The sequence below is a fragment of the Nostoc sp. genome, from assembly GCF_036916735.1.
Taxonomy (GTDB): Bacteria; Cyanobacteriota; Cyanobacteriia; order Cyanobacteriales; family Nostocaceae; genus Nostoc.
The window spans coordinates 1-25,265 of record NZ_JBALFV010000090.1; the positions used below are offsets into that span (position 1 = coordinate 1).

Annotated in this window: 25 protein-coding genes; 6 read left to right on the forward strand and 19 right to left on the reverse strand. The window is 41.9% G+C overall.

Annotated elements, in window-relative coordinates:
- The 3 genes from V7L20_RS32780 to V7L20_RS19765 all read right to left on the reverse strand — a co-directional run.
- A partial coding sequence (locus V7L20_RS32780; protein ID WP_442943554.1) for a transposase-like zinc-binding domain-containing protein occupies positions 1-74 on the reverse strand: 74 nt, incomplete at its 3' end.
- A gap of 218 nt (positions 75-292) precedes the next feature.
- Positions 293-1,255: a cysteine synthase A gene (cysK, locus tag V7L20_RS19760; RefSeq protein WP_334745719.1), complete on the reverse strand. Its 963-nt coding sequence runs from the start codon at positions 1,253-1,255 to the stop codon at positions 293-295.
- A gap of 18 nt (positions 1,256-1,273) precedes the next feature.
- Positions 1,274-1,756 carry an RrF2 family transcriptional regulator gene (locus V7L20_RS19765; RefSeq protein ID WP_334745746.1) on the reverse strand — a complete coding sequence of 161 codons (483 nt, stop codon included), beginning with the start codon at positions 1,754-1,756 and terminating at the stop codon, positions 1,274-1,276.
- Positions 1,757-1,971: 215 nt separating this feature from the next.
- Between V7L20_RS19765 and cysE the strand changes: the two genes are divergently transcribed.
- On the forward strand, positions 1,972-2,697 hold the full coding sequence (cysE, locus tag V7L20_RS19770; protein WP_334745720.1) for a serine O-acetyltransferase: 726 nt from the start codon (positions 1,972-1,974) through the stop codon (positions 2,695-2,697).
- A 327-nt stretch (positions 2,698-3,024) separates the two neighbouring features.
- The gene (locus V7L20_RS19775; RefSeq protein ID WP_334745721.1) at positions 3,025-3,615 is read left to right on the forward strand and encodes a Crp/Fnr family transcriptional regulator; all 591 of its coding nucleotides are present in this window, start codon (positions 3,025-3,027) and stop codon (positions 3,613-3,615) included.
- A gap of 6 nt (positions 3,616-3,621) precedes the next feature.
- On the opposite strand, the gene V7L20_RS19780 is transcribed toward V7L20_RS19775, so the two are convergent.
- The 7 genes from V7L20_RS19780 to V7L20_RS19810 all read right to left on the reverse strand — a co-directional run bounded on the left by V7L20_RS19780 (position 3,622) and on the right by V7L20_RS19810 (position 9,510).
- The gene (locus tag V7L20_RS19780) at positions 3,622-3,999 is read right to left on the reverse strand and encodes an NIL domain-containing protein (RefSeq protein ID WP_334745722.1); all 378 of its coding nucleotides are present in this window, start codon (positions 3,997-3,999) and stop codon (positions 3,622-3,624) included.
- Positions 3,971-4,636: an NIL domain-containing protein gene (locus tag V7L20_RS19785; RefSeq protein ID WP_334745723.1), complete on the reverse strand. Its 666-nt coding sequence runs from the start codon at positions 4,634-4,636 to the stop codon at positions 3,971-3,973. Before V7L20_RS19785 ends, V7L20_RS19780 begins: the two co-directional genes overlap by 29 nt.
- A gap of 161 nt (positions 4,637-4,797) precedes the next feature.
- Positions 4,798-5,253 carry a hypothetical protein gene (locus tag V7L20_RS19790; RefSeq protein ID WP_334745724.1) on the reverse strand — a complete coding sequence of 152 codons (456 nt, stop codon included), beginning with the start codon at positions 5,251-5,253 and terminating at the stop codon, positions 4,798-4,800.
- 632 nt (positions 5,254-5,885) lie between these two features.
- Entirely contained in the window at positions 5,886-6,152 is a 267-nt protein-coding gene (locus V7L20_RS19795) for an NIL domain-containing protein (RefSeq protein WP_334745725.1), read from the reverse strand.
- Positions 6,153-6,301: 149 nt separating this feature from the next.
- Positions 6,302-7,177 (reverse strand): sulfate ABC transporter permease subunit CysW, encoded by an 876-nt coding sequence (gene cysW / locus V7L20_RS19800; protein WP_334745726.1) that lies wholly within the window; start codon positions 7,175-7,177, stop codon positions 6,302-6,304.
- Positions 7,164-8,015 carry a sulfate ABC transporter permease subunit CysT gene (cysT, locus tag V7L20_RS19805; RefSeq protein WP_334745747.1) on the reverse strand — a complete coding sequence of 284 codons (852 nt, stop codon included), beginning with the start codon at positions 8,013-8,015 and terminating at the stop codon, positions 7,164-7,166. Before cysT ends, cysW begins: the two co-directional genes overlap by 14 nt.
- A 301-nt stretch (positions 8,016-8,316) precedes the next feature.
- On the reverse strand, positions 8,317-9,510 hold the full coding sequence (locus V7L20_RS19810; protein ID WP_334745727.1) for a sulfate ABC transporter substrate-binding protein: 1,194 nt from the start codon (positions 9,508-9,510) through the stop codon (positions 8,317-8,319).
- 660 nt (positions 9,511-10,170) lie between these two features.
- Between V7L20_RS19810 and V7L20_RS19815 the strand changes: the two genes are divergently transcribed.
- A complete protein-coding gene (locus V7L20_RS19815) occupies positions 10,171-11,310 on the forward strand; it encodes a sulfate ABC transporter substrate-binding protein (RefSeq protein ID WP_334745728.1) in 1,140 nt (379 codons plus the stop codon).
- A gap of 376 nt (positions 11,311-11,686) precedes the next feature.
- Here the strand turns inward: V7L20_RS19815 and V7L20_RS19820 are convergent, their stop codons facing one another.
- From V7L20_RS19820 to purE, 4 genes are all read right to left on the reverse strand, one after another.
- Positions 11,687-13,090 (reverse strand): hypothetical protein, encoded by a 1,404-nt coding sequence (locus tag V7L20_RS19820; RefSeq protein ID WP_334745729.1) that lies wholly within the window; start codon positions 13,088-13,090, stop codon positions 11,687-11,689.
- Positions 13,091-13,655: 565 nt separating this feature from the next.
- On the reverse strand, positions 13,656-14,435 hold the full coding sequence (locus tag V7L20_RS19825) for a class II glutamine amidotransferase (RefSeq protein ID WP_334745730.1): 780 nt from the start codon (positions 14,433-14,435) through the stop codon (positions 13,656-13,658).
- 162 nt (positions 14,436-14,597) lie between these two features.
- On the reverse strand, positions 14,598-14,897 hold the full coding sequence (locus V7L20_RS19830; RefSeq protein WP_334745731.1) for a putative quinol monooxygenase: 300 nt from the start codon (positions 14,895-14,897) through the stop codon (positions 14,598-14,600).
- Positions 14,898-15,099: 202 nt separating this feature from the next.
- A complete protein-coding gene (purE, locus tag V7L20_RS19835) occupies positions 15,100-15,618 on the reverse strand; it encodes a 5-(carboxyamino)imidazole ribonucleotide mutase (protein WP_334745732.1) in 519 nt (172 codons plus the stop codon).
- A gap of 222 nt (positions 15,619-15,840) precedes the next feature.
- Here purE and nagA point away from each other — a divergent pair, with 222 nt between their 5' ends.
- Positions 15,841-17,061: an N-acetylglucosamine-6-phosphate deacetylase gene (gene nagA, locus V7L20_RS19840; RefSeq protein WP_334745748.1), complete on the forward strand. Its 1,221-nt coding sequence runs from the start codon at positions 15,841-15,843 to the stop codon at positions 17,059-17,061.
- Positions 17,062-17,208: 147 nt separating this feature from the next.
- Here nagA and V7L20_RS19845 read toward each other — a convergent pair whose 3' ends face one another.
- From V7L20_RS19845 to V7L20_RS19855, 3 genes are all read right to left on the reverse strand, one after another.
- Complete coding sequence (locus V7L20_RS19845) at positions 17,209-18,333, reverse strand: site-2 protease family protein (protein WP_334745733.1); 1,125 nt, start codon at positions 18,331-18,333, stop codon at positions 17,209-17,211.
- 555 nt (positions 18,334-18,888) lie between these two features.
- The gene (locus V7L20_RS19850) at positions 18,889-19,743 is read right to left on the reverse strand and encodes a sulfurtransferase (protein WP_334745734.1); all 855 of its coding nucleotides are present in this window, start codon (positions 19,741-19,743) and stop codon (positions 18,889-18,891) included.
- Between the two features lie 57 nt (positions 19,744-19,800).
- Entirely contained in the window at positions 19,801-20,220 is a 420-nt protein-coding gene (locus V7L20_RS19855; RefSeq protein WP_334745735.1) for a DUF6220 domain-containing protein, read from the reverse strand.
- 113 nt (positions 20,221-20,333) lie between these two features.
- Between V7L20_RS19855 and V7L20_RS19860 the strand changes: the two genes are divergently transcribed.
- Entirely contained in the window at positions 20,334-20,999 is a 666-nt protein-coding gene (locus tag V7L20_RS19860) for a helix-turn-helix transcriptional regulator (RefSeq protein WP_334745736.1), read from the forward strand.
- Between the two features lie 408 nt (positions 21,000-21,407).
- Here V7L20_RS19860 and V7L20_RS19865 read toward each other — a convergent pair whose 3' ends face one another.
- The gene (locus tag V7L20_RS19865) at positions 21,408-23,117 is read right to left on the reverse strand and encodes a putative bifunctional diguanylate cyclase/phosphodiesterase (protein WP_334745737.1); all 1,710 of its coding nucleotides are present in this window, start codon (positions 23,115-23,117) and stop codon (positions 21,408-21,410) included.
- A 495-nt stretch (positions 23,118-23,612) separates the two neighbouring features.
- Between V7L20_RS19865 and V7L20_RS19870 the strand changes: the two genes are divergently transcribed.
- The gene (locus tag V7L20_RS19870) at positions 23,613-24,284 is read left to right on the forward strand and encodes a SnoaL-like polyketide cyclase (protein ID WP_334745738.1); all 672 of its coding nucleotides are present in this window, start codon (positions 23,613-23,615) and stop codon (positions 24,282-24,284) included.
- Positions 24,285-24,564: 280 nt separating this feature from the next.
- On the opposite strand, the gene V7L20_RS19875 is transcribed toward V7L20_RS19870, so the two are convergent.
- On the reverse strand, positions 24,565-25,254 hold the full coding sequence (locus tag V7L20_RS19875; RefSeq protein ID WP_334745739.1) for a 5'-methylthioadenosine/S-adenosylhomocysteine nucleosidase family protein: 690 nt from the start codon (positions 25,252-25,254) through the stop codon (positions 24,565-24,567).
- Between the last annotated feature and the right edge of the window lie 11 nt (positions 25,255-25,265).

The window sequence follows — 25,265 nt, forward strand, 5'->3', positions numbered from 1 at the left end:
CAGATGTAATTCTGTTTACCACGACGATGCCCGTTCTTACGGACATGATTAGATGCACAATTAGGACAGTTCATCCCTTAATTATGCAACGCCATAAATTTACTTGCTCTGTACCTTTTTCTTTCTGGTCAGGAGCAAAGCCAAAGACGTTTCCGTTAGCTTTGGTCAGAATTTATAAGGAATCTAGAATAATTAGTATATTTATTCATCAAATGTTTTTATGATTCTCTAACTATTCTAAATTCTGAATTCTGACTGGAGCTTCTTTGGCTTTGCTCCTGAATTCTTACAATTAAACTTTGCTCAACCACTCATTCTCCTCTGGGTCTTTAAACAGTGAAGTACTGAGGTAACGTTCCCCGAAGCTGGGCTGTATCATGACGATTAGGCGACCTGCATTTTCTGGCCGTTGTGCTACTTGAATAGCAGCATATAACGCAGCACCAGTAGAAATCCCCGATAGTAATCCTTCTTCTTTTGCGAGACGACGGCCGTAAGCGATCGCCTCCTCATCCGCTACCTGAATCACTTCATCTACCAGTTCTGAACGGTAAATTGCTGGGACAAATCCCGCACCAATACCCTGAATTTTGTGAGGCCCTGAGTTACCGCCTGCTAATACTGGGCTGTTGCTTGGTTCAACTGCGATCGCTTGAAAACTCGGCTTCCGTTTTTTAATAACTTCTGCAACTCCCGTAATCGTCCCACCAGTACCCACTCCGGCCACGAGAATATCTACCTCTCCATCGGTGTCATTCCAAATTTCTTCGGCTGTGGTTTCGGCGTGAACTTTTGGGTTAGCAGGGTTGCGAAACTGCTGTAACATATAAGCATTGGGCGTTTTAGCTACAATCTGCTCTGCATGAGCGATCGCTCCTCGCATCCCTTCTACCCCTGGCGTTAACTCTAGTTGAGCGCCATAAGCTTTGAGCATGGATCGCCTTTCGTGGCTCATTGTGTCAGGCATCGTTAGAATAAGATGGTAACCCTTTGCGGCTGCTACCATCGCCAGCGCAATTCCTGTATTTCCAGAAGTCGGCTCTACTAAAACGGTTTTTCCAGGGTGAATTAAGCCTGCTTCTTGTGCCACTTGCACCATACTCGCGCCAATCCGATCTTTCACAGAAGATGCTGGATTCATGCTTTCTAGCTTCATCACAATCTGAGCAACCGCTCCTGAAGCTTGGGGAATCTTATTTAATTGAACTAAAGGAGTTCGGCCGATTAACTCTGTGATATCTTTGGCTATCCGCATGTGGTTACTCCATCGTGTCTAAATATAATACATTGGACTTTGCTGTGCACGAGTTTCTCTTTCCTGGCACAAGTCTTGGAGTGTATAACGACCCAAAACTTCAATTGAGGCGGCGTTAGCTTGCTCCCAAACTTCATAAACCAGAGTCTTTTCTAGAGTCAAAGATTCAGAGGTATCTTTCTCTTTGTGCTCGCCTTCTACCAAAGTGACAATTTCAAGTATTGTAATCTGCCAAGGTTCACGAACTAAAACGAAACCTCCTTTAGAGCCGCGTTGACTATGCACCACACCAGCACGCCGGAGGTTGGTCAAAATTTGTTCCAAATAGCGCTCAGGTATGGGTTGCTTGGCAGTAATCTCACTCATGGTTAGAGGAAGTTTTTTACCGTGGTGGCTTGCCAGTTCTAAGAGTGCCAGCAGCGCGTATTCCACTTTGGAAGAGAGATCCAAGAGAGCGTAGTTTTGGCTATTCAAGGCTGTACTCAATATACTACGGTGAATTGGGGGATTTATCGCAGTTTATGCGAAATTAATTTTTCTCAAAGTGTGGAATGTGATAGCATCCCACTTAACTACCCACAAAATCACTATACGCTATCGGCTTACCGTAGATTATTATCCTACACAATTCCCATTAATCACTTGATCTTTTTGTGTGAATTATCCTGAGTTTCTGTTTTTAGAGCCTCACCCACCAACAAAAATCCTAACAGAGTATGCTACTAACTGATTTGCAAACCATTTTTGAGCGTGACCCAGCAGCCCGTAACTGGCTAGAAGTATTGTTCTGTTACCCTGGACTTCATGCCCTAGTGTTTCATCGATTGGCACACTGGCTGCATAAAATAGGAATTCCCTTCATACCTCGATTTATCTCTCATATTAGTCGGTTTTTAACCGGAATTGATATCCATCCTGGGGCATTAATTGGTCAAGGAGTGTTTATTGACCACGGGATGGGAGTAGTGATTGGTGAAACAGCGATCGTGGGTGACTATGCCCTAATTTATCAAGGCGTCACCCTTGGCGGGACGGGGAAAGAAAGCGGTAAACGCCATCCAACTTTAGGCTCTCATGTAGTTGTGGGATCGGGTGCGAAGGTTTTAGGAAATATTCAAATTGGCGATCGCGTCCGTATTGGAGCCGGTTCTGTGGTGCTACGAGATGTCCCCAGTAACACTACTGTAGTGGGAATTCCAGGGCGTGTGACTCGTCAGAACAACTTACCTACCAATGTTCTAGATCATAATAAAGTACGCGACGTAGAAGCTGAAGTCATCCGCGCTTTATTTGAACGCGTCAAGGCATTAGAAAAACAGTTCGAGGAATTGCAACAATCAAGTTTGTCCCTAACTGAGCTTGACGACGAACCAACTGACAACCCTAAGAGCAATAATTCTGATGGGATAATTGAAGATTTCCTTGATGGTGCAGGAATTTAATTTTGGGCATGGGGCATTGGGCACTTGTACTAAGCTTGTCCTGAGCTTGTCCTCTTGGTAGTCGTAAAGCCTGCGGTATAGCTACGCTTAGGGCACAGCCTCTGGTAGAGTTGGGCAAAGCCGTAAAGCCTGTGGCATAGCTACGCTTAGGGCGCAGCCTCTGGTAGAGTTGGGCGTAGTCGAAGTATGGGGATTAGGCAAATAATAATTCCTAACAGACGCGATTAATCGCGTCTCTACTCCTCTCTTTAAAATGCTTATAGCCTCTTAGAACCTGATATAAATATAATACTACGGTTAATTTATCGGAGAATAGTTTTATAGATTATGGTGGCTTTGTACACAAGCTTATCTAGCTCAACAAGTAATAATACTAAAGAAATTTTTGCCCGTAGGTCATTTTTACCAGAGCATCAAAACGGACTCTGGAAGATTGAAACGGGTTTTATCAGGACTTTTACTTATCTAGAAGATGGTACAACCGTTGCTCTGGGATTGTGGGGGCCTGGAGATGTCGTTGGTAAGGCTTTGTCAAAATTAGATCCTTACCAAATGGAATGCCTAACTAAAGTAGAGGCGACAGTCTTACCTCTAGAGGAATGGACTCAAATAACAGAAACTCTACTTACCCATATCCAACAGGCTCAAGAATTGATGGTTATTCGTAGCCATAAAAAAGTCGAAACTATGCTAATCAAGCTGTTGGCATGGTTATCTAAAAAGTTTGGTTTAGAAGTTGAAAAAGGACGTTTAATAGATATGCGTCTGACTCACGAAGACCTGGCGGAAATGCTCGGTTCAACTCGTGTGACTATCACTCGTATTCTTGGACAGTTTGAGCAAGAAGGGCTGATTGCTCGTCTTTCCCTGCATCGAATTGTGCTGCGAGAAGAAGAAATTTGGTACTACGAAATTTAGATTATTTCAGCAAAACCAGCTATCGCCATCAGCATTCGGTTTGCCCACAATTTTCAAATTCAGGGATTCCAGGTAAGCCAGACCGTTAGAGATTTGTGCCTCTGTTCCTCGTAGTTCAATGTCAAAGTATGCTTCTTGATCTGTATTTGGTTGTAACATAGCTTTAGTAATATTAACTACTAAGCTGTAAGCAGAAATTAATTGCGAAATCACAGGCGCTTGTAGATAGCATTTAGGAATATATATCCGCAGACGAATCTGGGTAACTTGGTTTTTTGTGTAAGCTGAAGAAACCAGTGATAATTTGGTTTGACGGTTATTTAATGCTGCCATTGGGTAGTGACTATTTTGTGAATTAGCGTAGGCGTAGCCCGTCGTAGACATCGCTATAAACGCTAGACAAATCCAGCCAAATTGGTAGCCCCAGTTTATTTAAATAACTCAGGCTAGAGTAGAGTTGCTTTGTTCTGCCCCACAAATCCAAATCAAACCAGCCGTCATCTTCCGTATCGGGTTGGAGTCTAGCACTGGTGATATTGACTGTTATCCCATAACGAGAAACTAACTTAGAAATCACTGGTTCTTCGTAATACGATTTTAAGATGCACAGTTGCAAGCGCAATCGATTGGTTTGACCAAGAGAAATCCATTGCTGGAATTGTTCTTGCCATTGATTTGTCAGCCATTCAGAGTCTTTGGAACTCAGTTTGCTAGTTGAATCTGGGAAAGGTAAAGAGTGTTGGTTAGGTTGAATCTGGGTAGCAAGCGCTAATTCCAGCAAATTTACGCCCAATCCTTGCAAGTAAGATAAGCTATTTGTCAGCTTTTGAGGATTTCCCGAAAGATCCAAATCAAACCAGCCATCGCTGTCACTGTCAGATGTCAGGGATGCAGCTTTGATATTGACGGTTAAACCATAACGAGACACCAGCCGGGAAATTACAGGTTGCCTGTGATACCTCTGAGGCACGAGAATACGGCTGTGGACTGAAGCGGGTTCTACAGATTTACTCTGAGACATCAGATTAATTCCCAATAGCGATGGCGGGCTGCGCCTACATAATTTTTAGGTTCGGCAGAGACTTCTGCTGATGCCGTACCCTTAAAACTCAACTGTGCTTCCTTGAATGTCAGCCTCATAGAGATTTTCATATTTCTGGCTTTTATTAAACTACGCTAACACTATCGGTTTAATGCATTTTTCATTATGTAAAGGAGATTCCCACAAAGAGCGCAAAAAAGCAATGAGTAAATGCACGTAACTATGCTCAGTTTATCTGGAGTATTAGTGATCGCATCAGGTATTTCAGTTAGCTCTACTCGAATTAAGATAAGTTCCTCTAAATGTAGTATTTGCGTTACCACATCGGGAATGCTCTCTAAAGGATTACCACTAATATCCAACTTACACAAATTAGGCAAACCCAATAGTTCGAGTCGAAGCGTTTTTAAATTGTTGCCTGAAACCTTTTCGAGATAGCGGTTTCCTACGTATTCATAACCTTCAACCCTCTTTCCCAAAATCAAAGACTCAAGCTGCTTCAGCTTACCAATTTCTACAGGTAACTCAGTCAACTCCTGCCCCGACAAGTCTAACTCTCGCCAACTCTCAGCGACAGCGCGATCTATCAGTACCAATAACTCATCCTACCTCATAATTCCAAGGAAAAGGGAGATTGAAAAAGAGGCAGGGAGCAAGGGGGATAAAACAGAAAAGATTCTACACTTCGGCTACGCAGTTCGACTGCGCTCACTGTAAACTCAGTGACCATATTCCGCAACGCTTGTCAGCTCAAAGCTTGGGCAAATGCCCCTGTTCCTTTTTTGCCTGCCTCTTGTTTATGAAGATTATCTTAACTGATTAGGGAAAAATGCTAGACCGTCACTTTTTAGTGATCGCGCATTGAGATTTTGTGATTAGCGATCGCGCTGACTTGTCAGTTCGCTGTTTGGGATATTGCGGATTTAGGTGATTGCATATATCAGTAAACCAAAAAGTTTTTCTTTAGAGAGCGATCGCTAAATACTTTCTTTTATTACTATGAAAAAATAAAATATTCATAGGTTGGGTTGAACAAACTGAAACCCAACAAAATAAAGGATTCTTGGTGTTGGATTACCCTGCGGGGATCTTGCTACGTTCCTCAACCCAATCTACGCTTAGATTTATAAAAACTAATCAGAAACATTGGTTTCTGATTTTTATCTTGTGAGAGTCATAAAATAGCGTTAGTAAGGTCAAAGTAATTTAATTTCACCTGCGTTCGATTTTACCAGTCACTAGCTTTAGTGTCATCCCAGACTTCTAATTCCAAGTCATGAAGATAGGTTAACCCATTCTGAATTTGTGCATCTGTTCCTTGTAATTCAAGGTCAAACCAACCATCACCGACAGCATTTGCTCCCAAAATTGCTGCCGTGATATTCACAGTTAGTCCACAGTCAGATACCAGGCGAGAAATTACAGGTTCCTGGTGATAATCTTTGGGAATTCTTAGTCGAATCCGTTTGTTGGTAAGTGTATTGTCAGTAGCCATATCTGAATTATTTCAATCCCTGATAGGGATTGGTACAGAACTACTCTTAACCCTAAGGGTAATTTCCTGATAGGTACTAAGTAGATCGTACCATATCCCATAATTTGCTTGTATCCTATTCAAAGGATAACTATAATCACTTGATTTTTCTATTCAACATCTTTAATGCGGGTTTTCCGTTCTAAAAGCTCCTTGAGTACTAGGGTTACTACTGCTAGTAAAGCTAACAGTACAGCCGCAGAGAAAGCAGCTTCGGTTTCATATTGTTTGTAAGCATCTTCTACAAACAGTGGTAGGCTCTGGGTTTGGTCAGCAATGTTGCCAGATACTACCGAAACTGCGCCGAATTCACCCATTGCTCTGGCATTGGTCAAAATTAAACCGTAGAGTAAACCCCAACGGATACTAGGCAAGGTGACACGCCAAAATATTTGCCAATCTTTCGCACCTAGAGTTCTAGCAGCTTCTTCTTGATCCTTACCAAATTCTTCTAAAACAGGAATTACTTCTCGCGCCACAAAGGGCATACTTACAAAGGCTGTAGCCAGCACCATACCTGGAAAAGCAAAGATTATTTTGATATCATGAGCCAAAAGCCAAGGGCCAAACCACCCATTGCGTCCGTAAAGTAGGACAATCATCAATCCTGCGACTACGGGCGAGATGGAAAAGGGCAAGTCAATAATGCTCAAAACTACAGCGCGTCCGGGAAATTTATGACGAGCGATCGCCCAAGCTGCACATAAACCAAATACTGTATTTAAAGGTAGAGAAATCACAGCCAGCAAAAGCGTTAGCCAAGCTGCATGGAGAAAAGCTGGTCGCGTCAGGTTGGATAGAAACGGTCCAACTCCTTTGCTAAAAGCTTGGACAAAAACGTTAATTGCCGGGATGTATTGAACTAAGGCTAAATAGGCGATGGCTATCCCAATTAAAAGTATTGGCACCCAACTTTTTTGCTCTTTAGGCTTGGCTGTATGTGTATCCGATGCAGATGAGTGAAAACTTGGCTTATCTACTGTCATATCGCCTTGCCCATGCTTGTAAGAAATTAATTGCCAATAGCAATACCAACGAAATTGATAGTAAAACTATGCCAATTACTGTTGCACCAGAATAGTCATATTGCTCTAATCGCTGGAAAATCAGTACAGGTGCGATTAAATCTTGATAAGGCGTATTGGAAGAGATGATTACAGTCGAACCATACTCTCCAACTGCACGAGAGAAACCCAAGGCAACACCAGTCAAAATCGTCGGAAATAAAGGTGGCAAAATCACTTTCCAAAAGGTCTGCCATTGAGAAGCACCCAGACACCAGGAGGCTTCTTCAATTTCACGTTCCATTTCCTGAAGCACGGGTTGCACAGTTCTCACGACAAAAGGTAGTGAGATAAATATCATTGCCACCGCTACTCCTGTGCGGGTAAAAGATACCTTAATTCCTAGTGGTGCTAGTAGCGAACCTATCCAGCCATTATCGCTGTAAACTGTTGCCAGTGTTAACCCAGCTACCGAAGTTGGTAGTGCAAATGGTAAATCTACTGTGGCGTCAATCAAGCGTTTTAAGGGAAAGTCGTAGCGAACCAGAACCCAAGCAATCAGAGTACCAAAAATACCATTAAGTAAAGCAGCAAATATTGCAGTCACAAAAGTGACATTGTAAGTAGCTAATGCGATCTCACTGGTTGCGATCGCCCAAAATCTCGCCGGAGGTTCCGTACTTGCTTTCAGGAACATGGCAGCTATCGGGATAAACAACATCACCGTCAGGTATGCGATGGTGATTCGCCAAGTCCAAGGAACCCGCCCCAATTTATTCCAAAACGGTGTTTTGCGTTCAACTTCCACAGAAGGATATATAGTCGTCACGTCGCTTCGCTCCGAATTCCAAACTTGTACTGAGCTTGTCGAAGTATTCCAAATTAAAAAAAAGTTTTTTATCAGTATTCGTAATTCGTAATTATTACTGCACAAATTAAGCTGTTCTACATTTAACTTGCATCATTATGACGGGCAAGATACCGAAATCACAAGAGTTTGATTTACCCTGAATTACGCAATTTAGCTGTTTTTCAACTTATTTATTCTGTTCTGAAATTACGAATTACGAATTACGTAAAGCCTGCGGCATAGCTTTGCTTAGAGCGTAGCCCATTACGAATTACTTTTTCTTGGCTTGAATCTGGTCAAAAATTGCTCCATCAGCGAAGAACTTCTTATTGATTCCATCCCAACCTCCGAAGTCTGCAACTGTACCTAAAGTTTTTACCTTGGGAAATTTGTCTGCAACTTCTTTACTTAAGGTCAAAGTATTATCCACTGGTCGGAATCCCAATCTTGCAAACTCTTGTTGAGCCTCTGGAGTATATAGATATTTGACAAAGCCTTCGGCAACTTCACGCGTCCCGTGCTTATCAACATTTTTATCTACTACTGCGATGGGATTATCGATGGAGATATTGACATCAGGGATAATAGCACTCAACTTTTCACCCTTTTGTTCTGCCAAGATAATCTCATTTTCATAGTTAATCAGGGCATCACCTTGACCCTGCTTGAAAAATGCATCAGTAGCTTCACGGGCATCTTTAGTCAACAAAGGCACATTTTTATATACTTTGCTAACAAACTCAGTCGCTTTCGCATCATCTCCACCAGTTTTAATCACTGAATTCCAAAGAGCTAAGAAATTCCAACGAGCAACTCCTGATGTTTTAGGATCGGCGGTAATTAGTTTGACACCATCTTTAGATAAATCTTGCCAGGTCTTAATGTTTTTTGGATTTCCTGGACGTGTGACTAATGCTGCCACTGATTTAGAGACAATACCATTGTTGGGAACTTCTTTCTCCCATCCTGGCTGAATCAATCCAGCCTTCTCAATCTTTGAGGTGTCTCCAGCTAGTGCCAAGTGGACAACATCTGCTTCCAAACCATCGATAACGGCGCGAGTTTGGGAACCAGAACCGCCATAGCTTTGCTTGAAGACGACAGTTTGGTTATGATCTTTCTTCCACTGTTCGACAAATTTAGGAATAATTGCTTCGTGAACCGCTTTGGTAACTGCAAAAGAAACCAGAGTTAGTTCAACATTATCTTTGCTTGCAGCTACAGGAGTAGCACTAGGGGTTTCAGAGGAGGAATTACTTGCAGTTCCACCAGAGCAGGCGGCAAGTGCCATACTCAATACAGTCCCTACTAAAAAGAGTGATACAAAGCCTTTGAGCGAATTTAGTCTGAACCGATAGGTTCTATATCCAGCGTAGATGCGTTCGCCTTTGGCGTTGCCGTAGGCTAGCAGCTTGTCGTAAGATATCGCTTGTAACCTTTTCAGTGGGCGTTGCCACAAACTCATTCTATTTCCTCCACTAAATCTACAGATAATTGATGGGAATACAGTTATATAGTGTTTATCATACTGGATGATTACATGTATCTAGTTGCAAACACCAAAAAACATCACATTCTTTATCAAGAACATGGTGATTTTACCAGTTTTGTGAGGAATTAGAAATGCTTTTATTTTCAACTATCAAATTGCGTAGGCGCAGCCCGCCTTCGGCATCGCAATTCGATACCTAGTGTATCAAGCAACTTGCTAGTTAACGGGTTATTTACCGTTGCTCTCATGCTCCAATGAAACAGTAGTCAGATACTTTATACCAATTCTTTCTAAAGCTGTACAAAATCAACCTTGGTAAGACAATAGACTTGAGCAACTGGCTCTATACAAGCTTACAGATAATCGGTATTAGATGTTTTGAGTACGAGTTTTCGGTGTGGAAATAAAACTTTTTAGTCTAAACTCCAGTATTTCAGGTAAATGAAGTACATGGATAGGGGCAGAACATGTTGTACTTCTACGATTATCTGTACCTCACCAAGTTGCAGTCTAGTGTATAAAAAATAGTTGAATTTTGAGAATTAATCTGATAATCTCTTTCTAAAGTTAAACAACGATAAATCGGTCTATTTACCGTTGTTTAGTTAAGCAACTACACAACATCCAGCTTCCATGACACATCTGCAAGCCAATAAGTTACAAGTTTCCCGCCCAGCCAGACAGGTATTTCTGCAATTAAAGTTCACCTCAATTAAAACCTCTGCGTTATTATTAGCAACTGGCTTGAGCTTAAGTGTCCTCATTCCTGCTTATGCTGCGGGCAGTGCTGATAAAACTATTTCTGTTAACCAGAAGCCTCAATTGATTAGTCAAAGCGGTAAGACAGTTGAAATAACTCTAGTTTCCTACGCAGTCACCAAAGCTGCTTACCAGAAAATCATTCCTGAATTTGTAGCCAAATGGAAACGCGAAAAAGGTCAAAATGTAGTGATTCGGGAAAGCTATGGTGGTTCTGGCTCTCAAACCCGTGCAGTAATTGACGGATTAGAAGCAGATATTGTAGCTTTGGCGCTGGCTTTGGATACCAAAAAAATTGAAAAAGCCGGATTGATTCAACCAGGTTGGGAGAAGGAAGCACCAAATAACTCAATTGTGACTCACTCAGTAGTTGCCCTAGAAACGCGTCAAGGTAATCCGAAAAAGATCCAAACTTGGAGTGATTTAAGCAAACCAGGGGTCAAGGTGATTACAGCCAACCCTAAGACTTCAGGAGGGGCGCGGTGGAATTTCCTAGCTTTGTGGGGTGCAATCATCAAAAATGGTGGAAGTGAAGCTCAAGCTTTTAACTATGTTAGCCAAGTCTTTCGGAATGTCCCGGTGTTACCTAAAGATGCGCGGGAATCAAGCGATGTCTTTTACAAAAAAGGTCAAGGGGATGTTCTGCTTAACTACGAAAATGAGATTATCTTAGCAGCACAACAAGGAAAAACTTCACCTTCTTATGTGGTTCCCCAGGTAAACATTTCTATAGATGCCCCGGTAGCAGTTGTGGATAAGAATGTTGACAAGCACCGTACCCGCGAGGTTTCGGAAGGTTTTGTCAAGTTTCTGTTTACACCGCAAGCTCAACGTGAGTTTGCCAAAGTTGGTTTTCGGCCTGTTAACTCTGCTGTAACAAAGGAAGTACAGAATAAATTTCCTAAGATTTCTAAGCTTTATAACGTTCAGAGTTTAGGAGGCTGGGATACTATTCAGAAGAAGTTTTTTGATGACGGCGCAATCTTCGACAAAATACAAAGTGGGCAACGCTAACGTAGCCTTTCTGATCTAAATTTGTATTGAACAGCTGTTCATAAGCGCACCTTTTATGAACAGCGTTTTAAGTACAGGACTTACACAAACAAACGGCACGCGATCACGTTTTGCAATTGTATTTGAAAATTTAGATAGTGACAAAATCGGCTTGCCAAGATTTCACTTGCCATAAATAATTAGCGTGTTGCTGCCCAGACATTAGTGCAATTACCTTGTTGACTGAAGAATATGGTACCGACCGTGCCGCAAGCCAAATTGCTCGAAGCACTAGAGTCATTGAGTTGGCGAAATTTAATTGAGCGCAGACAAGGCAGCTACACGCAGCAGCCCGTGGTGATGGAATACTGTGTAGTAATTTATTTGCTGAAAATCCCTAATTCAGAATCCCAAGCACACTGTGCTGTGGAGTAACGCCGAGAAAGTCGATTTGCTCAACATTCAAGACATTCAATGTAAACTGATCGCGCTTAACGGTGTAATTGTTAGAGTTGCCTGTAATAATGTAATCACTTTTTAAGTCAGGCAGAATTAGCTTGTCCCATCCCGAACCACCATTGATCGTTGCATTACCGTAACCTACATCAAATGTGTCGTCTCCACATCCACCTTTAATTAAGACATCGGCAATATCGCCCCCTTGGTTTGAAATGGGATTACCGTTAGCATCTATTCGACGGGCTTTGAAGTAATCGTTACCGCTTCCGCCATCAATAGTGCCGCCTTGGATGCCAATGCTGATACCGTAGCCAGCAAGGGTATCATCTCCAGCCCCTCCATAGATAATGCCATTAGTATTAACAATACCTATGCCTAGACTAATGCCAGTACCAATTATAGTATCGTTGCCAGTGCCTAAACTGATGATGCCACTGTTAACAATACCTATACCTACACCAGGCCCAAGCATTCCAAAGCTGCCCGCGTCGTCCTCTGCACCGCCTGTACCCGTGCCAGAAATCAAGTCGTTTCCCTGCCCTGTACAAATTAAGCTACCCAAGCTGTTGGAGATGCCTATACCTTCCCCCGCAGGGAAATCACCACGATAGGGATCTAGTGCCGCTCCACCGCCCTTGCCGATACCAATAATAGAATCGTTTCCAAAGCCTCCACTAATCACGCTGCTACCACTGTTGAGGATACCTGTACCAGATGATATAAATCCTACAGCGTCAGCAGTTCCCTTGATGGAATCATTTCCGTCTCCTCCATTAATATCGCTGCCCTCAGTGTTGGAGATTCCTGTAAAACTAGAGTTATCGTCAAATATGTTCCCTTCTCCAATTCCAGTTCCCTCGATAGAGTCGTCCCCAAATCCTCCATCAATGCGGCTATGCTGAGTATTATTGATGCCCGTATTAAGGATAATGAAATTATTTTCGCCTCCCGTTTCGGTTCCCTTGATCAAATCATTTCCGTCTCCTCCATTAATGTAGCCACCCTGAGTGTTAGAGATACCTATGCCAGATTCCTCCTCGCGTGGTTCCTGTGCACCAGTGCCTGTGCCAAAAATAGTATCGTCTCCCGTTCCTGCATTGATGATGCCACTGTTAACAATGCCTGTGTCCAGAATCTCGCCAGAGGAGTTTCCTCCGATACTACTACCCTCGATAGTGTCGTTACCTGCTTGAGTATCAATGAGTCCGTTTTTTAGAACCTGAATTCCAATTGCTACCTGAGCTCCAAGTGCTACGGGTAATACATTATCCTCTTTGCCCACCAAAAGATCGGAACCCGAAGTGCCTATGAATGGGGGGGAAAAAACAATTAGTCTGGACATAATAATATAATTCTCCGAAATTGAGTGTTATGAAGTTTTAATCCCTGAAAGTCTTGCTCTTTAAAGAAGAATTCTCCTCCTCAGAATTTCCGAATCAGGAAAAGTTTTCCTATCTCCTCAAAGATTCGGGGTAAGCAATTATTCTGCTGACCACAACCTTTTTCCTAGGCCTATTACAAAAATCCAAAAATCAGGAATGTCATTTTGAGCAGAACGCAGTGGAAAGAAGAATATAACAGATGTTTTGCTTTGCGAAACATGAGAATTTAAGCATTTATGCAAGAGGTCTAAACCAATTCCTGCATTGTTGCGCGATCGCCTTTCCTCCCCTAACGATTTGCTGCTACAACACCCTAAGACCAATTTTTTCTAATAGTATATTGTATTGATTGCCTCATCAGGCTTATAGCGGTCACTCTCCCGGAAAGTGACAGAAGAGGGATATAGCAGTTGCCAGGTAGATTGGGACATTTATGACACTTATTAGAAAGAAAAACCCATCTAGAAAATATCTAAATGGGAAAATATCTGGTTAATTTTTAAATTCACCCACAACATCAGATTCTTAATTTAAAGAATATTTCAGGGGCAGCCCGTCCTGAAAAACTAATAACTCTCCCGGTTGGATTTGTGTCCAAACTTCATTGTCAGTCAGGGGTGTGGTGGCAATGACAGCGACGCGATCGCGTTCAGTAGTCACCTCCCGAAAATCTACAGTCATGTCTTGGTCAATTAAATGGGCAGCTGCAAAGGGCGCTTGGCGAACAATGTAGCTGAGTTTAGTTGAGCAATAAGCAAACAAGTGGAGTCCATCTGATAATAAGTAATTAAATATACCCAATCTAGCAATTATAGCAGTAATTTCTTGCAGTACAGGGTACAGTTCCTTTATCTCAGGCTTACCCCCAGGAAAGCGCGATCGCAATGTTTCTAGCATCATACAGAATGCTTTTTCGCTATCGGTGTCACCTACGGCTTGATAAAAGCCCAAATTTTCTGGTTCAAAATTTGGCAAATTACCGTTATGGGCAAACACCCAATATTGACCCCACAATTCTCTGCGGAAAGGATGACAGTTGTGTAAGGCAACTTCACCCTGAGTAGCTTTACGGATATGGGCAATGACATGGGTTGAGTGGATAGGATAACTCCGCACAAACTCCGCTACCGGAGAAGCAACAGAAGGCTGGGCATCTAAAAACATTCGACATCCCTTTCCTTCAAAGAAAGCAATGCCCCAACCATCGCTATGATCATCCGTTTTTCCTCCCCGTGCAGAAAACCCTTCAAAAGAAAAGCAAATATCCGTTGGAACATTGCAATTCATTCCGAGCAGTTGACACATGGATGTTGCAGCTCTCAATTTTTGACTAAGGCCTCAGCATAAAGATACTTCAGAATGCTGTATTGATTCTGGAGCGATCGCTTCAATCTTAGAATTTAAGGCTGAGATATTCCAAAATGATCCCCAACAATAAAGAATCTGCTTCAAGTTAGCAATATCACACTATGCCAAAAGATGGTAGTAGCGGATATCTGGTGTAGCAGTTATTAAACCTTCAAATTTGGCTGTTACTGCTTGGAAATGGGGTGAATCTAGATGAGTATTCAAGGCTTCATCAGAAGTCCATTCCTCTATAAAAGTAAAGTCTGTTGGCTCGTCTTGGTTTTGCAAAAGTTTATACTCAATCACACCTGCTTCCTGACGGGTTGGCTCAATGAGTTCCAACAGTACAGCTTTTAGTTCTTCTACTTTGTTAGGCAAAGCAATAATATGAACAACAATGCGAATAGTTTGGTTAGTCATTAGTCATTAGTCATTTGTCACTTGTACTGAGCGATTTGTACTGGGCTTGTCCTCTTGGTAGTCGTAAAGCCTGCGGCATAGCTACGCTTAGGGCGCAGCTTCTGGTAGAGTTGGGCGTAGTCGAAGTAAGCCGAGGTGAGTCGAAGTATTGGGCATGGGGGAAAGACTTTCTGTTCACCTCCTACTCTGCTATTAATTTTTATTAAAACATCTGCTGTAAATATTGCTCATAGCCTAATTCTTCTAATTTTGCTTGCTTTGCAATTACTGATTTACATAGACTTTGGCGATATTCTTGCACTCTTTCCAATAATTGTGGTTGATGAGTTGCAAGGATTTGTACTGCTAAAAGTCCGGCATTTTTGGCATTACCGATCGCCACTGTTGCTACAGGAATACCCGCAGGCATTTGTAAAATAGAATACAAAGAATCCACACCTTGTAAGTTACGGGTGAGTACAGGAACACCAATAACAGGAAGTGGAGTTAAAGACGCTACCATTCCCGGCAGATGGGCGGCACCACCAGCGCCAGCAATAATCACTTTAATACCACGTTGGTGTGCAAATTGAGCATATTGTACCATGCGTTCTGGGGTACGATGAGCAGAAATGATCGCCACTTCGCTTTCAACGCCAAATTCTTCACAAACTGCGATCGCGTCTTTCATGGTGGGCAAATCGGAATCGCTGCCCATGATAATACCAACTAAGGAAGTCATAATAATTCAAAATTCAAAACTTGTACTGAGCGTAGCCGAAGTATTCAAAATTCAAAATTATTTGAGCTAGCTTATGGAAACTAAATAATACCAATCATCATCTCATTTATTGGCGTTATTTGAATTGACTTAAAGAGTTTTTGGTATATACCAATGACTTTGCAAAGCGGTTTGATATTGGTTGCATCTAAAATCAGATTTAGCTATCTTCTTGTCAGTGTAATGACCCAAGCAAAACAAAATCCTGTAGATATTATCAATGCTAAAGTGCCTGGTTACAAAGATTTGCAGATGCTCTTGATTAACAAAGAGGGCATAATTGAGCAAATCTTGCCAATGGGTACGGTAGAGATGCACAGATGTACCTCCCTACTAGATGTTGGTGGTGACTGGATTTCTTTAGGCGGCGTTGATTTGCAAATTAACGGTGCGTTGGGTTTGGCATTTCCCGAATTGACGGCTGAAAATGCTCATATACTCCAGAAAATCTCACAATTTTTGTGGGATGTTGGGGTAGATGGATTTTTACCAACACTTGTAACAACTTCAGTAGAAAATATTCAGCGATCGCTTGCTATTATTGCTGAAGTTATCCCCACTCAAAAAGCTGCTGCCAAGATTCTTGGAGTACATCTAGAAGGCCCATTTTTGAATTTCCAAAAGCGCGGCGCACATCCGGCAGAGTATTTGTTACCCCTAACAATTGATCGGGTAAAGCGGGTTTTGGGTAATTATGCTCATATTGTGAAAGTTATCACCTTAGCACCAGAGTTAGATTTAACTGGTGAAGTAATTCCATATTTGCGTTCTCTGGGAATTACTGTCAGTTTAGGACATTCTCAAGCGACAGCCGCCCAAGGGCAACGTGCCTTTAAAGAAGGTGCAACGATGGTAACTCATACTTTTAACGCCATGCCAGCATTACATCACCGCGAACCAGGGTTATTAGGGGCAGCAATTATCCATCCTGATGTCATGTGTGGTTTTATTGCTGATGGTGAACACGTTTCACCTACAATGCTGCAAATTTTACTTCGCGCTAGCTATCAAGAAAAAGGGCTGTTCCTCGTCAGCGATGCCCTTTCACCTCTGGGGCTACCCGATGGCGTGTATCCTTGGGATACTCGGCAAATTGAAGTTAAAAACGGTACTGCACGACTGCCAGATGGCACTTTGTCAGGGACTACTTTACCTTTGTTGGTGGGAGTACAGAATTTGGTGAAGTGGGGAATTTGTGACGTAGAAAGTGCAATTTTACTAGCTACTAATGCACCTAGAAAAGCGATTGGTTTACCAGGAATTGTCAAGAGTCAACCCGCTAATTTATTACGCTGGCATTGGGATGAGACTACAAAAGAATTAACTTGGCAACGGTTTCTCACCGCAGAGATGGTCAAAAAGGTAGAAAGTTGGAATTTATCTATTGCTCTCAATCCCATCTAATATAATGTCCGCATAATTATAGAACTTACACAAAAAGGCAGTGAAAACCTTGATTTCCCATAGGGGAAATTCATGAATTGCCCCAGAACGGGTGTACTTTTGCGTAAGTCCTATTCTATCTAATTACGAATTACAAATTAGTAATCATTATGCAGGGTTAGGCTGGGTTCGGCTTTGAAGTAGCTGAATAATTGCAGCTTTTTCTAAGATTCCAACTAGAACACCATTCTTACGAATCACAGGAAGTACAGATAGCTTTTGTTGTTCAAGTACCTGCATAACTTCCAGCAAAGGTTGATCAGATTGAACTGTGGTAGATTCGGTAATTGGTCGCATGACTTCTTTTACTTGAGTTTCTGACCACAATACTGTTGGGATAGTTCGTAAATTATCAATTGCAATCGCACCTACTAATTGTCCATCATCATCTGTCACTAAGAACCGATGCCAGTTTTGTCCACTTATGACTCGCTCATCGGCAAACTCTCTTAAGCTAAGATTAGCAGATACAATCGGGCTATCATGGGTTACAGCATCTTCGGCTGTCAAACCTGTGAGTTTTTCTTGCACTCTGGCGAATTGAGCCGCATTACCAGCATTTTGCAACAAGAAAAAGCCAATTAATAAGTTCCAGAAGTTACCAGCGCTGCCAAATAATACTAAAGGAAGTAGACCTGAAAGAATTGCTACCCAACCAAAGATTTGCCCAACTCGACTAGCAAAAGTCACACCTTTATAAGGATTACCTGTAATTTTCCAAACGAGGGCTTTCAGTATATTTCCGCCATCTAAAGGCAAGCCAGGAATCAGGTTAAATAAAGCTAATGCCAAGTTAACAGAAGCTAAAACACCTAGAATTGCAGCCAACGGTCCTGATGCAGTAGTAGTAACACCAATAGCTGTAACAATACCGCATAGTAGTAAGCTAACTAAGGGACCGGCGATCGCTACCCAGAAAGCTTCACCTGGAGTTTTCGACTCTTTTTCTAAGCTAGCTAAACCGCCAAATATAAACAGCGTAATAGATTTGACATCGATTCCCTGACGAATCGCAACAAAACTATGACCTAATTCATGCGCGACGACAGAGGCAAACAACATCAGCGCTGTCATCAATCCCAGTAGCAAAGCTAATCCTGCAGACAATTGGGGAAATTGTGCCGCCAGCCCACTGCTATAGCTCCAAGTTACCAGACCCAGAACTAAAAACCATGACGGATGGATATAGAAGGGAATTCCGAAGAGATTACCAACGCGAATTGTGCCATTCATATCGTTCACCTTTGATTTCAGCTTCGAGAAGTTTGCTTTCATCCTTCTCGATGTCTTCAGTGTAACGAGATGTTAAGAGATTTTAATCTTGATGGCGGTAGTGGTGTCCGTCCGTAAAGGTGCGGTTATTGGGAATATTGGCAGCAAGAGTAATGACATTTCCAAACGGTTCCTAGAGGACTAGGGGATAAACAGGATAAACTCTAGTAATAGCTAAGTACGTACAGTTTTGTATTGAAGCGTAGCGTTTTTAATGCAAGCTGATGCATTCACAATGTAAACCGATGCATTAACAATGCAAGCTGACGCATTAACAATGTAAGCCGATGCATTCACAATGCAAGCCGACGCATTCACAATGCAAGCCGATGCATTCACAATGTAAGCCAATGCATTGGCATTGCAGGGTATTGCCAAATTTAATTTGCAGGGTTTTGGAGATTTTAAGTTGTCGTTGTGGAAGACAACAACGACAACTTAAAAGCTCCCTGTTTTTTCATACTCTTTCTTTGGCGAAGGTATGAGAAAAGCAAGTATATTCCCAAATAATTCTCACTACGTCTCAATTGCTGCATCAGGCAGTCGGCTCCACTCATTCCAAGAGCCATCGTAATTCCGAACATTCGGATAGCCTAATAAATACTTTAAGACAAACCAGGTATATCCAGAACGCGCACCGATCGCACAGTAGGGAAACACTTTCTTATCAGCCGTAATGCCCTTACTTGTATAAAGATTTTTCAATTCATTGAATGATTTAAAAGTTCCATCCTCGTTAAGAGTTAAAATATGCTCAACATGGACTGCACCTGGAATATGGCCAGTAAGTTGACCTTCTTTTGGTGGCTGATCGAAAAACCACTCACCAGAGTATTCTTGAAGTGTTCGGACATCCAACAACACGGGTAGGCGTGGTTTGTCGTAGACATCGCTTCGACCAATTGATGCCTGAACTTCATTATGTAATACTCGCAGATGAGCATCAGTAGCTTTGGCACGGTAATCAGTGGTAGAAAATGTGGATAACTCAATTGCCAGTGGACAACCATCTGATTTCCATTTCTGGTAACCGCCATTAAGAACTCGTACATTTTCATGCCTAAAGACTTTTAATAACCAAAAAATCCAGGCTCCTATTCCAGGATAACTACCATAGGCAATCACTGTTGTATCATTGGTAATGCCTGAGCGTGTCATCAGCCTCTCAAAAGCTCCTGCATCCCAATTCATCTTCAAATCGGGCAATAGTAAGTCTGTAAAAATGTTCCAGAAAATAGCACCAGGTATGTGAGCATTTTTGTACGGCTCTGGACTGATATCCACTTCGATAATGCGGACGTTTGGATCGTTGAGATGATTTGCAAGCCACCGGGTATCAATGAGAACAGATGGATGAGCGTATTGAGACACTTGTATTTCTCCTGTAATAGCGTTAAGGGAATTGAAAATTGTGTTTAGTCTTCGGATTTAGTCTTGGTTGTGGTTGGGAAATACAATGTGTAATGTCCGATGAACTAAAGTTGTAGAAATAGAGAATAAGGAAAAGCCGATGAGTGGATGGAAGACTGCTAAAGGAAAAGAAGTCTTCAAATGAATTGTGAGAAATTGCAATCCAAGCAGGACTGGGAGACTTGCTGTAAGGCTTTGGATTCTTCGAGGTAACGGCATCAAAAACACCCATACCAACAAAATTAGTGAGAGTCCGCTATATCCTCGCACGAGCCAAATATGTAGGTTCCACCAATCAGAGTTGTAAAAGTAAGCTAGTCCAACACTGAATACTTGGATTGCTAAACAGAGATTGAAAAATATTGCTGGGATAAAAAAACTGATTTGAATCCAACGCCCGGATATCTGTCTATCATCAATGCCAGAATTTACAGTCATGGTAAAGTAATCTAAAAAAAGCAAACAAAGCAAAAGACTTGATGTAACAAAAGCTAGGATAGGTCTGGTTGCTATACTGCGCCTAGACCTCGAAAGAGTACAATTTGCTAATCATGATTGCATTACAAACTCTATTTCATGCAATTGCTCAAGCTGAAGATGAACAGACATTGCGATCGCACATACCCGCAGAAATGAGTGAGTATTTTTCGGCTACACGATGTGGGTTATTTTTCTTTGCTCAAATTCCTCTAGTTAACAGCAAGCTCCAAAAAGCGCTGCAAATTGCATTATCACCCCAACACAATCCAGTTGCACGCTACTTGCTAGAACGCCATGCCCCTGTTCATGAAGCTTTGATAGTAGAACCTAAGACATGGCAGTTGATTTGTCCTCGTGCTGACCACTGGCACGTCATGGCAGGGCCAATTGTCAGCAATGGTGAGTTAGTGGGGGTGGTAGGTTTTACCCGTGAGCAAGGAATGCCCGCATTCGACTCACAAAATCTCACAGATTTGAGTGCGCTTTGTCTGCACATTTCAACTTGGGTGACAATGACGCGATTGCAACGCCCATTACTATTACATACAGAGCGTTTAACGCCTCGTGAAATGCAAATTGCTTCTTTGGTAGCTCAAGGACAAACCAATGCAGAAATTAGTACTGAACTTTGGATTACTGAAAACTCTGTTAAGCAAGCCTTAAAAAGGATGTTTCGCAAGCTTGAGGTTTCATCTCGTACTCAGATGGTTGCAAAGCTTTCCACAGTTTCAAAATAAATGCCCTGTCTTAATAACCATTTCTATCAAAATTAACGTGAAACAGCTGAAGGGGAAAAGGAAAAGCTTTTGAATACATCTTTTACCTTTTCCCAGAACACAAGCAATTTTTGACTTTTGACTTTTGACACTTCGACTACCTCGGCTACTTCGACTACGCCCTTCTCTTTCAGAGACGCTAGCGCGAACGACTACCAAGAGGACAAGCTCAGTACAAGTCGCTACCTCGGCTTACTTCGACTACGCTCAGTACAAGTCGCTCGGCACAAGTCGGCACAAGTCCGCTCAGTGTTAAGTTTTGACTTCCCCGAACGCGAGTGCATCTCGTAAAGCCTGCGGCATAGCTACGCTTAGGGCACAGCCTAAGAAGAGAAGAGAAGGGGTTGACTCTCTGGCTTAGACATCCAGCTATACTGCAATTGTCTCTATCTGCTGAGAACTTTTCTGCAACATCGGGGCAATTATATCAGCAGGGACAGGACGACTGAAGTAATAACCCTGACCTTCGTCACATCCCTGCATTTTCAGGTAGTCAAGCTGTTCTTGGGTTTCCACGCCCTCTGCGGTGATACTCAACCGGAGGCTTTTTGCCAGGGCAATAATGGCATTAGTGACGGTAGCGCTATCAGGATTGGACATGACATCTTGCACAAATGACTGATCGATCTTCAGTATATTCACAGAAAAGCGCTTTAAGTAGCTCAGGGAGGAATAACCGGTGCCGAAGTCGTCTAGAGCCAACCATATACCCAGTTCTCCTAATTGTTTCAAGGTTTTAATTGATCGCTCAATGTTACCCATCAAAAAGCTTTCTGTTACTTCCAGTTCCAGATCAGATGCTTGGAGTTCAGTTTCCTCAAGAATTTGGTTGATGACTTCAACTAGATACGGTTGTTCAAACTGTCGAGCTGATAGATTTACAGACATCCGAATTGGGGTAAATCCAGCAAGCTGCCAAGCACGATTTTGGGCGCAAGCAGTTCGTAAGACCCATTCGCCAATTGGTACGATCGCACCATTGGCTTCTGCAATCGGAATAAACTTTGCTGGAGAAATCATACCTAAAGTAGGATGCCGCCAGCGAATCAACGCTTCCACAGCTGTAACTTGTCCGCTATGTAAATCAATTAGAGGCTGATAATAAACCAGCATTTCATTACGTTTAAGCGCCCCATGTAATTCATTTTCTAATGTCAGCCGCTCTTGCAACTGAGCATCAATTTCCAGTGAATAAAATTGGTGTTGGCTACGCCCTTGCTGCTTTGCTTGGTAAAGGGCTATATGAGCCTGTTGTAAAAGTTGATCTACGCTATTACGATCGTTTCCGTTAATTGTGATCCCAATGCTGACGGTGATACAAATCGAGTTATTCTCAACACAAAAGGGTTTACTCAGGGTACTCAACAGCACCTGAGATAACTTAATCACACTTTCAAAAGAATGAATCTCTGTTCGGGCAAGGGCAAATTCATCTCCACTTAAATGGGCAAGAATATCTGTTTGTGCCATGCAGGTTGACAACCTCTGAGCAACTGCTCTTAACAACAAATTTGTTGCCTCATGCTCTAATCCATGACTTATACCAGTGAAATCATCAATACTTAGCAAAAAGACAGCTACAAGACGCTGGTTATTTTCAGGTTTGGATAGAATTTTACAGAGGCGATCGCAAAATAAATCACGATTAGGCAATCCAGTCAGGTCATCATAATTAGTGATGTACTGAATTAACTCATCTAATTTGTGAAGAGTTTGTGAGGTATCTGCCATCAATGTACCCGCTTCATCTGCAAATTCTATAGGCAATTCAGGTAGAGTTTTGGTGTTTAGATAATTTTGCAATGTAGCAGATGTCAAAATAATCGGTTTGAGGAGATGGTTTAGCGCATACAGGGTGGCAGCTGTACCCGCTAACGTCGCCAACAGAGCAATGATCATAACTCGCGCCGCCATTTCCAAGGAATAAGAGTTTGAAATGACAAAACTCAAAAGTAAGGTCAAAAGTGGTACATGAGTTCCCAAAAATGCCACCAACATGATTTTAGCGGTGTAACTTTTCTTGAACCATGCGAAACGAGCTAGGAACGAGTACAAGTAGAGCTTGTGATTGAGCTTCATAAATAATGTTCGATAGGAGAGCAAATTAGTTCCGAGCTATCCTCGCAAACAATCCAGTAGAATTAGCTCTCGTGGAACCCAACCCTGATCAGGTCACATATTATCCTTCCCAATATCGTTTTCTACTTGATATGTATAACGATAAAGTTTATGTAAAACTTATTCCACAAACAATTGCATAATCAAAAAATCTTTGTATTTATGATTACACTGTCAGTATTTATTAGCTTGTCTTCATGTCATATCAAAGCTTGTGGAAATTTATATCTCCGACAACTTTTACGAAGTCGGGGATCTGGACACTAGTTAAGCTTATTGTCTCACCAAGCCTGATTTTATTCAGCCTCTCAGATAATTGGTACTATTCGGATTTGTGCAAAAAGTCAAGTTGATTAAGTTAATTATAAATATTTTTTACTTTTTTAAATTTTTTGATTTACTTAATATCCATAAAATTTTATTCTGAAAAATGATGTTTATAGCCAGTCAACTTGTATGAGTAGCGAAAAAACTACAGAATTGCCGCTCTGGTTACAAGATAGAGATATAGTCATAGCTCATGATGAAGAAGTACAGTGGCGAGAAGGAAAACGCCCGGATTATTCTTACACCAATGAATTTCTTCATCAAGAGAGTAAATTTCAGCATCCAGAAGGTTCTTTAGAAGCGATCGCACAAAACTTAGTCCGAAATTTTGAGATGGAAGCTTCTAATAAATCTAATCCTCAACAGTGGCTTTCGATTGTTACTGATAAGTTTAAGATGAGTACCAATGGAGGACAACAATACACTGCTCAGGATGTAGCAGTCGAAGGTACTTATAATCTATTCCTGGGTGAAAGTGAGCAGTATAGCTCTGAAACAGAAACCTTTGAATCTTCATTTCAGGTTTTTCATAATGCTTTTCGTAATGGCTTTCTTTGGGAATTAACAGAAGTCCTTTCGGGGCCACCTAATGTTACTTTTAAGTGGCGACATTGGGGAACATTTAATGGTTCTTATAAAGACTATGCACCTACAGGAGAAACAGTAGAAATCGTAGGAGTTAGTATTGCTCGTGTAAGTGATGAATTGAAGATTGAGTCTTTAGAGCATTATTTTGATAATAATGTCTTTCTTCAGAAATTAACGGCGGGAGGTTGTCCCTTCCATTCCCAAAATCAGTAGCCCTAGTTACTAGAAGTCGCACTAGCTTGACTACACGAGACAAAATCTGCCTTTGCAGGTTAGCAAACCTCTAATTTTTTATTAGTCCACGGAGGCGGACTTTGTTTGTATAGTAGCGACTTATAGTACAGCGCGGCGGAAATAAACATACTATTTCAAATGGTGTAAGAGCTTGGAATACAATTATGCGTGAATGGGTGAATGCGTAACTTCTCCGAACGCGAATTTATTTCCAAGAGTTGGGGCTGACTTCCGCCTTGCGGTACTAGTCGCCTAATACTTATTCCAGTTTATTGCTAGAAAAGAGCTGATTTGTCACTTGCTCTAACACTTTTAATGCTGTTAATGAACCTCGAATCAGCCGAGTTGCAGCAAGGGGTTGTCGAAGCATTCCCATCGCTAAAGGAAAAGGGTTTAGAGAGCCATTAGAGTTAATTGCTGGTGTGAGATCGGGGATATTATGTTGACAATCGTCGCTAACTACTCGCAGTATTGCCACCGCAACTCCAGCTGCATTGAAAAACTCTAAAGCGGTAAATCCTTCCATATCAACAACATCAGCTGCCAAAGTCTCACCTAAATGGCGTTTTTCAGCAGCAGACCAAATTACACGATCGCTCGTTAATGATTTGACTAATGAGGCTTTTTTTGATAGGGCAGAATGCAATTGTGCTGTGAAAGAGCGATCACATTCTTGCGACTTTTCCTGATAAACACAATCTTGATACAGGACAATATCACCAACTGTATAGCGATAGCTCAAGCTACCACAGATACCCATAATCAGCACTCTGGATTTTGGAGCTAAAAATTGTCCTTGTTGTAGGTATTTAAGTAAAGGTTTCATCCCAACAGGTATAGCTACTAACGTTGGGATGGAATCAGTAACATCGCTTAATCCGCGACAGACAGCTTTATATTCTGCTCCTTGAGGCACCAAAATTGTGTTGATGGGGAAAAAATTAGGCACTAGCCCTCTCG